The sequence below is a fragment of the Candidatus Symbiopectobacterium sp. NZEC127 genome, assembly GCF_025962675.1.
In the GTDB taxonomy this organism is placed as follows: domain Bacteria; phylum Pseudomonadota; class Gammaproteobacteria; order Enterobacterales; family Enterobacteriaceae; genus Symbiopectobacterium.
Map to the genome: position 1 here is coordinate 233255 of NZ_JAGFPG010000001.1, position 13945 is coordinate 247199.

At 54.1% G+C, this 13945-nt stretch carries 16 protein-coding genes, 1 pseudogene and 1 riboswitch; of the genes and pseudogenes, 15 read left to right on the plus strand and 2 right to left on the minus strand.

The genetic code is table 11. The features are described from left to right. Window positions 1-2 precede the first annotated feature (2 nt). From bioF to J5069_RS01075, 6 genes are all read left to right on the plus strand, one after another. Entirely contained in the window at window positions 3-1175 is a 1173-nt protein-coding gene (gene bioF / locus J5069_RS01050) for an 8-amino-7-oxononanoate synthase (RefSeq protein ID WP_264642115.1), read from the plus strand. Beyond that, window positions 1168-1929 carry a malonyl-ACP O-methyltransferase BioC gene (gene bioC, locus J5069_RS01055; RefSeq protein WP_264642116.1) on the plus strand — a complete coding sequence of 254 codons (762 nt, stop codon included), beginning with the start codon at window positions 1168-1170 and terminating at the stop codon, window positions 1927-1929. The genes bioF and bioC overlap by 8 nt, the downstream gene beginning before the upstream one ends. Continuing rightward, entirely contained in the window at window positions 1922-2602 is a 681-nt protein-coding gene (gene bioD, locus J5069_RS01060; RefSeq protein ID WP_264642117.1) for a dethiobiotin synthase, read from the plus strand. Before bioC ends, bioD begins: the two co-directional genes overlap by 8 nt. A gap of 114 nt (window positions 2603-2716) precedes the next feature. Then, window positions 2717-3370, plus strand: coding sequence for a hypothetical protein (locus J5069_RS01065; protein ID WP_264642118.1), 654 nt, complete (start codon window positions 2717-2719; stop codon window positions 3368-3370). A 1201-nt stretch (window positions 3371-4571) separates the two neighbouring features. Next, complete coding sequence (gene uvrB, locus J5069_RS01070; protein WP_264642119.1) at window positions 4572-6584, plus strand: excinuclease ABC subunit UvrB; 2013 nt, start codon at window positions 4572-4574, stop codon at window positions 6582-6584. A gap of 26 nt (window positions 6585-6610) precedes the next feature. Then, complete coding sequence (locus tag J5069_RS01075) at window positions 6611-7045, plus strand: VOC family protein (protein WP_264642120.1); 435 nt, start codon at window positions 6611-6613, stop codon at window positions 7043-7045. Between the two features lie 18 nt (window positions 7046-7063). Here J5069_RS01075 and J5069_RS01080 read toward each other — a convergent pair whose 3' ends face one another. Then, complete coding sequence (locus J5069_RS01080; RefSeq protein WP_264642121.1) at window positions 7064-7972, minus strand: gluconeogenesis factor YvcK family protein; 909 nt, start codon at window positions 7970-7972, stop codon at window positions 7064-7066. 31 nt (window positions 7973-8003) lie between these two features. Here J5069_RS01080 and J5069_RS01085 point away from each other — a divergent pair, with 31 nt between their 5' ends. From J5069_RS01085 to J5069_RS01125, 9 genes and pseudogenes are all read left to right on the plus strand, one after another. After that, window positions 8004-8162, plus strand: a complete 159-nt coding sequence (locus J5069_RS01085) for a hypothetical protein (RefSeq protein ID WP_264642122.1) — start codon at window positions 8004-8006, stop codon at window positions 8160-8162. A gap of 47 nt (window positions 8163-8209) precedes the next feature. Further along, window positions 8210-8359, plus strand: a riboswitch (molybdenum cofactor riboswitch). Next, window positions 8347-9336, plus strand: coding sequence for a GTP 3',8-cyclase MoaA (gene moaA / locus J5069_RS01090; RefSeq protein ID WP_264642123.1), 990 nt, complete (start codon window positions 8347-8349; stop codon window positions 9334-9336). It overlaps the preceding riboswitch by 13 nt. Before the next feature lie 32 nt (window positions 9337-9368). After that, entirely contained in the window at window positions 9369-9887 is a 519-nt protein-coding gene (gene moaB, locus J5069_RS01095; RefSeq protein ID WP_264642124.1) for a molybdenum cofactor biosynthesis protein B, read from the plus strand. A 2-nt stretch (window positions 9888-9889) separates the two neighbouring features. Next, window positions 9890-10375 carry a cyclic pyranopterin monophosphate synthase MoaC gene (moaC, locus tag J5069_RS01100; RefSeq protein ID WP_264627517.1) on the plus strand — a complete coding sequence of 162 codons (486 nt, stop codon included), beginning with the start codon at window positions 9890-9892 and terminating at the stop codon, window positions 10373-10375. After that, on the plus strand, window positions 10372-10617 hold the full coding sequence (gene moaD / locus J5069_RS01105) for a molybdopterin synthase sulfur carrier subunit (protein ID WP_264642125.1): 246 nt from the start codon (window positions 10372-10374) through the stop codon (window positions 10615-10617). The genes moaC and moaD overlap by 4 nt, the downstream gene beginning before the upstream one ends. A gap of 2 nt (window positions 10618-10619) precedes the next feature. Beyond that, window positions 10620-11087: a molybdopterin synthase catalytic subunit MoaE gene (gene moaE, locus J5069_RS01110; RefSeq protein ID WP_264643684.1), complete on the plus strand. Its 468-nt coding sequence runs from the start codon at window positions 10620-10622 to the stop codon at window positions 11085-11087. A gap of 137 nt (window positions 11088-11224) precedes the next feature. After that, on the plus strand, window positions 11225-11935 hold the full coding sequence (locus J5069_RS01115; protein WP_264642126.1) for a Bax inhibitor-1 family protein: 711 nt from the start codon (window positions 11225-11227) through the stop codon (window positions 11933-11935). A gap of 173 nt (window positions 11936-12108) precedes the next feature. Beyond that, window positions 12109-12404: pseudogene (locus J5069_RS01120) on the plus strand (type II toxin-antitoxin system MqsR family toxin). Between the two features lies 1 nt (window position 12405). After that, entirely contained in the window at window positions 12406-12804 is a 399-nt protein-coding gene (locus J5069_RS01125) for a type II toxin-antitoxin system MqsA family antitoxin (protein WP_264642127.1), read from the plus strand. 23 nt (window positions 12805-12827) lie between these two features. Here J5069_RS01125 and J5069_RS01130 read toward each other — a convergent pair whose 3' ends face one another. Further along, window positions 12828-13934, minus strand: a complete 1107-nt coding sequence (locus tag J5069_RS01130; protein ID WP_264642128.1) for an ABC transporter permease — start codon at window positions 13932-13934, stop codon at window positions 12828-12830. Window positions 13935-13945: the final 11 nt, after the last annotated feature.

Below are 13945 nucleotides of genomic sequence, written 5' to 3' on the forward strand. Positions count from 1 at the left end.
TCATGGGATGGCAAGAACGGATAGACGCGGCGCTGGGACAGCGCCGTGAACAAGACGCTTATCGCTCACGCATTGTTAATCAGGGGGGCGGGCGTTGGTTGACGCAGCAGGGGCAGCGCTACCTGAATTTCTCCAGCAATGACTACCTGGGCTTAAGCCAGCATCCTGCCATTATCGACGCCTGGCAAACCGGTGCGACGCGCTATGGCGTGGGCAGCGGCGGCTCGGGTCATGTCACGGGCTACACCGACGCGCATGCGGCGTTGGAGGACGAACTGGCGCAATGGCTGGGTTATCCGCGTGCGCTGCTGTTTATCTCCGGCTATGCCGCGAATCAGGCGGTGGTTGCTGCCCTGATGCAAGGGCAAGATCGCATTCTGGCAGACAAGCTCAGCCATGCGTCCTTACTGGAAGCCGCCGCCCAGTCACCGGCCACCTTGCGCCGCTTTGCACACAATCAGCCTGCGGCGCTGCAACGCCTGCTGGAGGGAGATGCTCCGGGCGAAACCCTTGCCGTCACGGAAGGTATTTTCAGTATGGATGGCGACAGCGCGCCGCTGGGCGCACTGCATGGGTTGACGCAGGCGCGCGGAGCCTGGCTGATGGTGGACGATGCGCACGGGGTAGGTGTGTGCGGCGAGCAGGGGCGCGGCAGTTGCTGGCAGCAGGGGGTAAAACCTGAGTTGCTGGTCGTTACGTTTGGTAAGGCGTTTGGCGCGAGCGGGGCCGCTCTGTTATGCAGCGAACCGGTAGCCGACTACTTCTTACAGTTTGCCCGTCACCTGATCTACAGCACCAGTATGCCACCGGCTCAGGCTTGCGCATTGCGCGCGGCATTGTCCTGCATTCAGCAGGGCGACGCGCTGCGTGACAGGCTAGGCCACCATATTGCTCAGTTTCGCGCCGGGGCCGGGGATTTACCCTTTACCTTGATGCCATCGCAAAGTGCCATTCAACCGCTGATCGTCGGTGACAACGCCGCTGCCTTGCACGTGGCACAGCGTTTGCGTCAACAGGGATTCTGGGTGAGTGCGATGCGCCCGCCCACCGTACCGCCCGGCAGCGCGCGGCTGCGCATTACGCTGACAGCCAGCCACACGGATGATGACATCGCCCGCCTGCTTGCCGCTTTGCACACGGCGGCGCATGAGCAACAGGAAGGTGTCAATGAGTAATGAATTGCATAACAAACGGGCCATTGCCCAGGCTTTTGGCCGTGCGGCGCAGCGCTACACCCGGTTTGCCGAGCTGCAACGCACCAGCGGTGAACATCTGATGACCCTGGCGCTACCGCTTGCCGGACAGCAGATACTGGATGCGGGCTGCGGCACCGGGCATTTCAGTCAACGTTGGCGCGCGCTGGGTAAACAGGTGATCGCGTTGGATCTGTCTGCTGGCATGTTGCAACAGGCGGTGGCTGAACAAAGTGCAGATGCCTACGTACAAGGGGACATTGAGCATTTGCCGTTAGCGGATGCCAGTATCGATCTCTGCTTCAGTAATCTGGCGGTGCAATGGTGCGAGGATTTGCCGCGTGCCATCGCGGCCTGCTATCGGGCCACACGTCCCGGCGGCGCGGTGGCGTTTTCGACGCTGGCTGAAGGCTCCCTTGGCGAGCTGGCTCAGGCGTGGCTGCGGTTGGATGGGTCAAAACGCGTCAATGATTTTTTGCCGTTGGCGCAGATCGCCGATGCCTGTCGCCCCTATCGCCATCGGCTCTATCCGCAAACGCTGAGCTACCGTTTTGCGACCGTGAGCGATGTGATGCACTCCCTGAAAGGGATTGGTGCCACTTGGCTCCATGGCGATCGTTCGCGCGGTTTGCTCACCCGGCGACGCTTGCAAGCGCTGGCACAGGTTTATCCTGCCGCACCGGGCGGGTTTCCCCTCAGTTATCATTTGGTTTATGGAATTATTTATCGTGACTAAACGTTGGTTTATTACCGGAACAGACACTGAAGTGGGCAAAACCATCGCCAGCGGCGCATTGCTACAGGCAGCAGCGCGGGCGGGGTATCGCTGCGCGGGCTATAAGCCGGTCGCCTCCGGGGCAGAGATGACACCGCAGGGCATACGCAATGAAGATGCTTGTCATCTGCGAGCGTGTAGCAGCGTGTCGCTTACTTACGATGAGGTCAATCCGTTGGTGTTCATCGAGCCGACCTCACCGCATATCGTGAGCAAGGTTGAGCAGCGACCGATTGATTTCGAGGTGATGTCGCGCGGTCTGGCGGCCTTGACCGAAAAGGCCGATTGGGTGCTGGTGGAAGGGGCCGGTGGCTGGTTCACGCCACTGACCGCACAGCAGACGTTTGCCGACTGGGTACAACATGAGCAACTGCCGGTGATTCTGGTGGTGGGTATCAAACTGGGGTGCATCAACCACGCCCTACTGACGGCTCAGGCCGTTACACAGGCGGGATTGACGCTGGCGGGCTGGATTGCTAACGACATTCAACCGCCCGGACGCTGGCATCAAGACTATCTGGAGACGCTGCAACATCATCTTTCTGCGCCGTTGCTCGGTGAAACTCCCTACGTTATTGCGCCCTCTACGCAGGATTTGGGGGCGTATCTGGATATTGCACTGCTGCGAGTTTGATACGTTATTGTCTGAAACAAAAAATAAGGCATTAACCTTCTTACTGATAGGTAAACGCCTGACAATAATGTGCCCTTATTCGTTAAGTGTTTCTTATCAGATAAGGGAGTTGTGATGACAAGTATTAGTACATTTTACAATATGGCTGCTTGCGCAGCTGGTGTGGAAAATCAGGAAGCAATAAATAAGGCTATATCGCCCAAAGGATTGCTGGAGCATATTATTAATTTCTTTACCTTTGGTGGCGTGCGCAAAGATAACAAAGAACTGTACCGTCAGATTAATGATAATATTATGCAGCTTATAAATTCTTCAGAAGCAATGCATGAGTTCACAAGTACAGGAACTATTGCTTTGAATGACATTCAAGGTTGTAAAGTAACCTTTACTCTGCCGGGTAATAATAATGAGAACGGTATGGTTATAGTGACCGTCAGCAAGGGTAAACATGAGGAAAAAGGTGAGGTTCCGAGTGATAAGTTTAAGTCTTCACTCGCAACAACGATGATGAGGCGGGGTGCGAATACGTCAAGTACCATTGTGAAAGACAATGGAGAGGATACTTGCTTTGCGTTCGATGATCACTATATCGATGATAATGTTGAGGATTATATTAGTACCCTTAATATACAGTATGATCCTGTCGATAGTGCTATAGATGAAGCTCTGGGCTTCCTTGATATTCAAGATGTGAACAATATCATACAGGAAGGCGGGATTTTTTCTGTATCAAGTAAGGATATCCCTGTTCAGCCATCCTGGAAATAATTTTCTATCAAAGATCGTATTTAAACGCGTTAATAAAAGCATCTCATAGGTCAATCACTGGACTATGAGATGCCGCTGCATTTATTTCCCTTCAATATCAATTGACGTTGCCGTATTTTATTAAACACCGAGAAGATATCTTCCCCATCGCTGAAGCGTCAATTTCATTAGGGTGATATTGTTTGCCACTCTGGTCTTGGGTCGGGCTAGACCCCCTCATGCCCTACGTGTTCGCTTCGGAGCCGCTACGCACCTGTGAACGCTCTCATGATAGCCACAGGTAAAGGATCTTAGGGGATAGATTTGAACGTTATTTGCCGGCAGTCTTGTTTAAGATAAGGTTTATCGATGGGCCGGTTGAGGAGCACAGCCAACACGCCTATAACACGAAGTCTGTTAGGTTGCGATAATTTTAAGGCCATGGGGCTTCGAAACCATGGTCGCGCAAAATCGCGGTCAAATTCCTGCTATGCCTGTCACTCTGTTCTCGATTGACGTTTGCTTACTTCGACTCTCCAGTTTGTGCGCCAAGACGCTTTTTTGTGCAAAACGGCAAAAAACCATGCAGATGTGAAATCCTCGCAAAAACGCTAAAAATATCCTGATTTCCTGCAGCCCCATAGCGATAAGATATTTCACTAACGCAGCAGGCATGCGGGCTTGTGGGAGTTATCCACTACTTCTGTGGATAACCATGTGCATTAGGTTTAGAAAAACGGTGGCAAGCGAGAGTTGGCGCGGGTTTTGGTTGAGTTGATGTGATTCTCTGCTTTTTTGTTTAATCGATATAAATCAGTCAGTTAATTAAAATCAAGCCTCGATTTACGCCTGACTGAGGGTTGCATGTTTTTACAACACTGGTCAAACCACTTTGTTAAGACAAATGCACGTTCTGGGGATAAATAGCACATTTTTAACTGGATAAATAGGTAACGCTGTGTTAGCGCTTTTTTTGCGCCATCTTGCCGCTTTTTTGCAACGCACCGACGCTGACCGAAGGTTTACCCCTCACCGAATTTTAATCAATAAATGACTGGATGCTGTTTTTATATCCAGTATACTGTCGCTAACCGAATTTCTGAGGCGCATTGTTAGTACTATGCACTGTTAGTGCTATGCTTGACGCCTTATCCCCATTGTTGAATGTTACTGTGCGTTGCTTGGTTTCGCGACGTTTGGTCCACTGGCTGGCAGGTTGTTCATGAGCAAACCCTTTAAACTGCATTCCGATTTTACCCCCTCAGGCGATCAGCCTGAAGCGATCCGTCTGCTGGAAGAGGGGTTGGAAGCGGGGTTGGCGCATCAGACGTTGTTGGGGGTAACCGGTTCGGGAAAGACCTTTACCATTGCCAATGTGATAGCGGATCTCAACCGTCCCACCATGGTGTTGGCGCCCAACAAAACGCTGGCGGCGCAGCTCTATGGTGAGATGAAAGCGTTTTTTCCTGACAATGCGGTAGAGTATTTCGTCTCTTACTACGATTACTACCAGCCCGAAGCCTACGTGCCCAGTTCGGACACCTTTATCGAGAAGGACGCGTCGGTCAACGAGCATATTGAACAGATGCGTCTGTCAGCCACCAAAGCGCTGCTGGAGCGGCGCGATGTGGTGGTTGTGGCGTCGGTCTCTGCCATCTACGGGTTGGGCGATCCCGATCTCTATCTGAAAATGATGCTGCACCTGACGGTCGGCATGATCATCGATCAGCGTTCAATTTTACGCCGACTGACTGAGCTACAATATTCACGAAACGATCAGGCGTTTACGCGAGGTACTTTTCGCGTGCGCGGTGAAGTGATTGATATTTTTCCGGCAGAATCCGATGAGATTGCGCTGCGCGTCGAGCTGTTCGATGAAGAGGTTGAACGCCTGACGCTGTTCGATCCGCTCACCGGTCAGCAGCTACAAACGGTGCCGCGTTATACCATCTACCCGAAGACCCACTATGTCACGCCGCGTGAGCGCATTCTTCAGGCGATGGAAGATATCAAAGTGGATCTCGCAGAGCGCCGCAAGACATTGTTGGAAAACAATAAACTGCTGGAAGAGCAGCGTCTGACACAGCGTACCCAATTCGACCTCGAGATGATGAATGAACTCGGCTATTGCTCTGGTATCGAAAACTACTCACGTTATCTCTCCGGGCGCGGGCCGGGCGAGGCGCCACCGACGCTGTTTGACTACCTGCCTGCCGATGGATTGCTGGTGATCGATGAGTCCCACGTGACCATCCCGCAATTGGGTGGCATGTATCGCGGTGACCGGGCGCGTAAAGAGACGCTGGTGGAGTATGGTTTTCGTCTGCCGTCGGCGCTCGACAACCGGCCGATGAAGTTTGAGGAGTTTCAAGCCCTCGCGCCGCAAACCATCTATGTCTCAGCGACGCCCGGCAATTATGAATTGGAACATTCCGGCGATGATGTCGTCGATCAGGTGGTGCGCCCCACGGGGCTGCTTGACCCGTTACTGGAAGTCCGTCCGGTTGCGACGCAGGTGGACGATTTGTTGTCTGAAATCCGCAAACGCGTTGTGTTGAACGAGCGCGTACTGGTCACCACGTTAACCAAACGCATGGCGGAAGATCTCACCGAATATCTGGAAGAGCACGGTGAGCGCGTGCGCTATCTGCACTCGGACATTGACACCGTTGAGCGCGTTGAGATTATCCGCGATCTGCGGCTGGGCGAATTTGATGTGCTGGTGGGCATTAACCTGCTCAGGGAAGGGCTGGACATGCCCGAAGTATCGCTGGTGGCGATTCTGGACGCTGACAAAGAGGGCTTCCTGCGTTCGGAACGTTCCTTGATTCAGACCATTGGACGTGCCGCACGTAACCTCAATGGTAAAGCCATTCTGTACGGCGACAAGATAACGCCGTCAATGCAGCGCGCCATGCAGGAAACGGAGCGGCGACGTGAGAAGCAGCAGGCGTATAACGAAGCGCACGGCATCGTGCCTACCGGTCTTAACAAAAAGATCGATGACATTCTGCAATTAGGCAAGCCGACGGCGAAAGGCAAAGGCCGCGCCGGACGTAAAGCCGCTGAGCCAGCCGCAGAATATCATGCACTGACGCCAAAAGCGCTGGAGCAAAAGATTCGTGAATTGGAAGGTCAAATGATGACGCACGCGCAGAATTTGGAGTTCGAAGAGGCGGCGGCGTTGCGTGACCAGATTCATGCCTTACGTGAGCGATTTATCGCCGCATCCTGATTTCCCTGTGAGGGCAAGGTGCTGATATGACATTTTCTCTACCGGATGTAGATGTATTGTTTATCGCGGGCTTCGGCCCGATCGCTTCGGACGCGGCGGCAAGTCGTGCGCTCTATCTGGAGACGCTGGGTTTACCGCTTAAACCATTGGGGGAGTCGAGCGATTATCTGGTGGCCGATACCCTGGGGGGCGTGAAGCACTTTGCACTGTGGCCGTTGGCGCAGGCGAGCCAGTCTTGCTTTGGCACTGAACGCTGGCCGGAGGATGTCTCCGTGCCGCAAAGCTGGCTGGAGTTTGAGGTTGCGGATATGGCGACCGCCACGGCTGCGGTTAAACGGGCGGGTTATACCCTACTGGTGGATAACCGGCTCGAACCGTGGGGGCAGTGGGTGACGCGTTTCCTCAGCCCCGAAGGCATGCTAATTGGTGTCACCCATACGCCGTGGCTGCGTAGCGAATAGCACGCTGACAGAGCGGTTTTAGCCCAGGCGTTGCAGGGTAATTTCCAGCGCCTGGCGCAGCAGTTCACGATCGTGATGGTGCGGCACGTCGGCAGCGCTTAATGGTTGTTGCACGATAAGACGATCGTTGATGCCTTGCACCTGCGTGTGTGGACTGACAATAACTGCGTCCACCACTTTACGTCCCACCTTGGTTTCGATCATGGCGAGCTTTTGTGCCAGCGTCATATGGGCAGCAGCCTGATTGGGTTCACGCCCAAGATTGCCGATATAGACCATCTGCGCTGGCGTGCGGCGCAGGGCGCGCGCCAGATCGTCGAGCAACAGCAGGGGCATCAGGCTGGTCAGAAAGCTGCCTGGGCCAATCAGGATCACATCGGCCTGATCGATGGCATCAATCGCTTCCTGGGTCGCCTTGACCACCGGGTGGAGTTGCAGATCCTGTGGCAGGACGTTCAGATTGTCTATTTGCACTTCACCGTAGATCTGGTTTCCTCCGCTGTCGGTAGCCACCAGATCGACGGGGTGTTCTGACATCGGGATCAGCACCGCGTCTACCTTCAGCAGTCCGCGAATCAGGTTAATCGCTTCCAGCGGTCGCACGCTCAGGTGATCCAGCGCTTTGAGCATCAGGTTGCCCAGATTGTGCCCGGCGAGTTCGCCGCTGCCGGTGAAACGATATTCAAACATGGCGGAGGCCACGCTGGGGCTGGTGATCAGTTGATTCAGGCAGTTGCGCATGTCCCCCCAGGCGATACCACCCTCTGCGCGACGGATCCTCCCCGTTGAACCGCCGTTATCGGTGGTCGTCACAATGCCGGTAAGTCGTGAACCCAATGAGGAAAGTGATGACATGACGCGACCGAGGCCGTGCCCGCCACCCAGCGCGACGACCTTGTCGAGATCGGCTAACGTGCGATTGCGCATAGAGACCTTTTGCAAAAGAGGGGGAATTCACGTGGCTAAGGTAGCTGATTTCCCTGATAAAGGCGAAAAAAACCAAAAATCTTTGCTTCAGGATGATTTACGACAATTTTTTCCGCCACTTTTCGACTATGCTGAAGTCCTGTGGAAGAGAAAAAACCTTTATATATCCGCTATATACATAAATATATAACGATTATCTGGGTGACGTAATGCATGAGTAACGTTAGACTCTTCTTTGATAAAATCAGACTCCTAGCCTTTGTGCCTAAGTGATGTGGCAGTGACTGCATCATACGGTGCTCTGGCCGTGGCCCTCGAGGTCACCAGGGTGCAGGGGAGAAATGCCCGCGCCTCCCGAATTTGGAAAGGTGTTTATGCTAAGTCAATTGACGGATGCGTTTGCGCGCAAGTTTTACTATTTGCGCCTTTCGATCACAGATGTATGCAACTTTCGTTGCACCTACTGTTTGCCTGAGGGCTATCAGCCTTCTGGCGCACCCACCAAGCGTTTTCTCTCTCTGGATGAGATCCGTCGGGTCAGCCGCGCTTTTGCTGCGCTCGGCACGGAAAAAGTGCGTTTAACCGGGGGAGAACCTTCGTTAAGGCGTGACTTTGTCGACATTTTGGCCGCCATCCGAGAAAATCCTTCGATCAAAACCCTGGCGGTGACCACCAATGGCTATCGGCTGGCGCGCGATGTAGCTGTATGGCGCGATGCCGGGCTAACGGCGCTGAATGTCAGCGTTGATAGTCTGGATGCCCGCCAGTTTCACGCGATCACCGGGCAGGATAAGTTTCATCAGGTGATGGCCGGGATCGATGCCGCCTTTGACTGCGGTTTTGCCAAAGTCAAAGTGAACACCGTGATGATGCGTGATGTGAACGATAATCAGCTGAATGGGTTTCTGCACTGGATCAAGGACCGCCCTATCCAACTGCGTTTTATTGAGCTGATGGAGACCGGGGAGGGGAGGGAGCTGTTTGCCCGCCACCATCTGCCCGGAACGGTCATTCGCGACAAGTTGTTGGCTCAAGGCTGGCAGTTGGCTCCGCGCGGCCGCAGTGATGGTCCAGCCCAGGTGTTCCGTCACGATGATTATCAGGGCGAAATCGGTCTGATCATGCCCTACGAGAAAGATTTCTGCCTGAGCTGCAACCGTCTGCGCGTGTCTGCCGTGGGTAACTTGCACCTGTGCCTGTTCGGCGAACAGGGCATTCCCTTGCGTGACCTGCTGGCGGAAGACAGCCAAATGGACGACCTGGCGTTGCGTATTGCGGGTGGGCTATCGCTGAAAAAACAGACCCACTTCCTGCATGACGGCAACAGCGGCATAACGCAGAACCTTTCTTTTATCGGTGGCTGATTTACCCTAAATAATTCGAAGAGGTGTGTGATATGAGCAAAGTCAGTGATGACTTCATTCCGCTGCAAATCGCGGTATTGACCGTTTCTGCGCGTCGCACCGCGCAAGATGATACCTCTGGTGACTATTTGCGCGAAGCGGCGCAAGAAGCCGGGCACCAGGTTGTGGCCAGCGCCATTGTCAAAGAGAACCGCTACCAGATTCAGGCGCAGGTTGCCGCCTGGATTGCCAGCGAAACGGTGCAGGTTATTGTGATCAACGGTGGCACCGGTTTCACCGCTGGCGATGTCACGCCAGAAGCGATCTCGCCGCTGTTCGATCGCTCGATTGACGGTTTTGGTGAACTGTTCCGCATGGTCTCCTATGAGGATATCGGCACCGCCACTATTCAATCCCGTGCTGTCGCTGGGCTGGCAAACCAAACGGTTATCTTTGCCGTACCCGGCTCGACACGTGCGTGTCGCACCGCCTGGGAACGTATCATTCAGGAACAGTTGGATGCCCGGCAAAAACCGTGCAATTTTTTCCCCCATTTAAAGAAATCGAATTAACCATGTCATCTCAGTTCACCCATATTAATGCCGCCGGCGAAGCCACCATGGTGGACGTATCAGCAAAAGCCGAAACGGTGCGCGAGGCGCGCGCGGAAGCCTTCGTCACGCTGTCAGCGCAAACACTGTCGATGATTATCAATGGGCAGCACCACAAAGGTGACGTGTTCGCCACCGCGCGTATTGCCGGGATTCAGGCGGCCAAACGCACCTGGGAACTGATTCCGCTGTGTCATCCTCTGCTGTTAAGCAAAGTGGCGGTGGAACTGACGGCCGAGCCCGAGCACAACCGGGTGCGTATCGAATCGCTGTGCCGTTTAACCGGTAAAACCGGCGTGGAGATGGAAGCGCTGACCGCCGCCTCGGTAGCCGCGTTGACCATTTATGACATGTGCAAAGCGGTGCAAAAAGACATGATTATCGGCCCCGTGCGGTTGTTGGCAAAGAGCGGTGGTAAATCCGGAGATTTTCAGGCGGAGGTGGAATGATCAACGTGCTGTTTTTCGCGCAGGTTCGGGAACTGACGCAAACGGATTCGCTTAGCCTTCCGGCGGAATTTCCCAACGTGGAGGATTTGCGTCAGGCGCTGGCCGCGCGCGGTGAACGCTGGGCGCTGGCGCTGGAATCCGGCAAACTGCTGACGGCAGTGAACCAGACGTTGGTCGAGCCCTCACATCCGCTACGTGATGGTGATGAAGTGGCGTTTTTTCCACCGGTAACCGGAGGCTGATGATGTCAGTGAACCCACAACCTGAAACCCGTATTGAGGTCGGCACCGCGCCGTTTGACGTGGGGCTGGCCTATCAGTGGCTGGCGCAATGTGACGAAGACGGTGCCGTGGTCACGTTCACCGGCAAAGTGCGCAACCACAATCTGGCTAGCGATGTGAGTGCTTTGACGCTGGAGCACTATCCGGGGATGACAGAGAAAGCGCTGGCGGAGATCGTTGAGCAAGCCAGAGAACGCTGGGCGTTGCCGCGTGTCTATGTGATCCACCGTGTCGGGCCGCTCTTTCCCGGCGATGAGATCGTGTTTGTTGGCGTGAGTGCGGCGCATCGTCAGGCTGCCTTTGACGCTGCGCAATTTATCATGGATTACCTGAAAACCCGCGCGCCGTTCTGGAAACGGGAAGCGACGCCAGAAGGCGATCGCTGGGTGGATGCGCGTGACAGTGACCATGCCGCGGCTGAACGCTGGTAATTAACGTTCGTTGACGCTGGCGTGATTTTCGCCACCTGCGGCACAGTGCCATGTGATACACTTATCAATGGTGGGCGATGCACGCCCGAGTCACAATCTCTGTCTGCGATGCCAGACAGCAACGTAAGGGTAGTATCATGGATCGGTTCCCTCGTTCAGGCGATTCGATAGTCGAACGCGCTAATAGCGGCCTTCAGGCGTATATGGCGCAGGTTTATGGCTGGATGACCTGCGGTTTATTGCTGACGGCGTTTGTTTCCTGGTATGCGGCACAATCCCCCGCGATAATGAGTTTCGTCTTTTCCAGCCGGATTACCTTTTTCGGGCTGATCATTGCTCAGTTGGGGTTGGTGTTTGTGATTTCCGGCATGGTACAGCGCTTGAGCGGTAGCGTGGCGACAGGGCTGTTTATGCTCTATTCGGCGTTGACCGGGTTGACGCTCTCCAGCATCTTTATTCTCTATTCAGGACAATCTATTGCCAGCACCTTTGTCATTACGGCGGGGATGTTTGGCGCCATGAGCCTGTACGGTTACACCACCAAACGCGATCTGAGCGGCCTGGGCAGCATGCTGTTTATGGGCCTGATCGGTATCGTGCTGGCGTCGTTGGTCAATATCTGGCTGAAAAGCGATGCCTTGATGTGGGCCGTGACCTATATCGGCGTGGTGGTGTTTGTGGGTTTGACGGCCTACGACACGCAAAAATTGAAAAATATCGGTGAGCAACTCTCTGCCGACGACAGTGACAATTTCCGCAAATATGCCATCGTCGGCGCATTGACGCTCTATTTGGACTTTATCAACCTGTTCCTGATGCTGCTGCGTATCTTCGGCAACCGCCGCTAAGACGCAACAAGACACATCGCCCCGTGCGTAATACGTGCGGGGCTTTTTTTTGGGCGTAACGTGGCCATTACCGTAGGGTTGACGTTGAGGTTTGTAACCTACTTGGTGATTATATTTTGATGGATGTAACCTAATGGGTTACAATTTTATTGATGCCGAGCATGGATGCGCAGATGGAAAAGAAAACTCCACATACCCGTCTGCACGTCGTGCAGGCCATGGTTGCAGAGGGAAACTCAGGGCAACACGATCGGCGCTTGATTCAGCTGACGAACTGAATCTCGATTTTGATGGAATGTGTGCCGTAATAGTGGCGCTGACCCGTCAGGATTTTTACAAGAGTATGACCACATACCACGATCATACGGTGTGGCAGGATGTGTATCGACCGATGATAAAGGGTATCAGGTTTTATATGAAAGTGACGGTACTCGATGATGTACTCATCGTCTCATTTAAGGAGAAGTAGAATGAAATGTCCTCAGTGTGGCGGTGCCGACATGGAGCAAACTGTAAAAGATGTTCCGTATTCATGGCGGGGTAAAAAAACGATCTTGCAGCAAATTCGAGCGTCACATTGCCCTCAGTGTGGTGAAGCCGTGATGGACAAAGCCGAGTCGGCCGAGTACATGGCGAAAGTGGTCGAGTTTAAGAATTCGATCATCAATGATACGGTCAAACCGGCGTATATCATGAACGTACGAAAGAAACTCGAATTATCGCAACGTGAAGCCGGGCGGATATTTGGTGGCGGTGATAACGCATTTTACCGGTATGAAGCGGGAAAATCTCAGCCGCATCCTTCTACGGTGAAATTGCTGAGACTTCTCGATCGTCACCCTGAGTTGCTAAGCGAAATCTGTGGTTGAGTTGAGCAAAAATCGATGACGGTTCACGACATATTTCGCCGAAACAACCCGTAGGCCGCGCTGCCAGTGGTCGCAGTAATAGCCAGCAACGGCCACAGACTGTGCCATATCACGCTGAAATCGGCTCCTTTAAGGTAAATCTGCTTGGTGATGTCAGTGAAATGGCGGATGGGATTTACCCAGGTCAGGTTCTGTAGCCACAGCGGCATGTTTTCCACCGGTGAGACGTAGCCTGAGAGCAGGATGGCGGGCATCAGAAAGACGAACACGCCGATAAACGCTTGCTGCTGCGTGGCGCACAGCGACGAAATCAGTAAACCAAATCCCACCAGCGACAAGCCGTACAGCAGCATAGCGGCATAGAACAGCAGCAGTGAACCGGCAAACGGGATGTGGTAAGCGAAGATCCCAGCCAGCAGCACGATGGTGGCCTGGCCGGTGGCGACAATCAGCGCCGGGACCGCTTTACCAACGAAAATTTGCCAGGTTGCCAGCGGTGACACCAGCAGTTGATCCAACGTTCCCTGCTCACGTTCGCGCGCTACAGAGAGCGCTGTCACAATCAGCACTCCGATGGTAGTGATCATGGCGATAAGCGAAGGCACCACAAACCACTTGTAGTTCAGATTGGGGTTATACCAGTGACGGACCACCAGCTCGCTCTGGTTGCTGCGCGTTTTTCCTGCCATCAACTCCCGCTCGTAATCCTGAACAATCTGCTGTATGTCATTTGCCGCAATTTGCGCGCTGTTAGAACGCCGTCCATCGAGAATCACCTGAAGCGAGGTGCTGCTGCCGTTGGCAAGGTCGCGCGAGAAGTCGGGCGGGAACCGCACCAGCAGCAACGCTTTCTGATTGTCGATAGTAGGCGCAATGGCCTGTGGGCTGCGCAGGGTCAATACCTGAGAAAAGGTGCGCGCGTTGGCAATGCGCTGTGTCAGTTCAATCGATGCGGGTCCACTGTCTTCACTGTAAATAGCGATGGTGGCATTGGTGACATCCAGCGTCGCGGCGAACGGGAACAGAGAGACCTGAAGCACTACCGGGAGCACCAGCAGGCTACGGGTTTGCGGTTCGCGCAGCAGCGATTGTAGCTCTTTGACGATCAGCGTCCATAAGCGGTAAAACATCGCGATCCCTC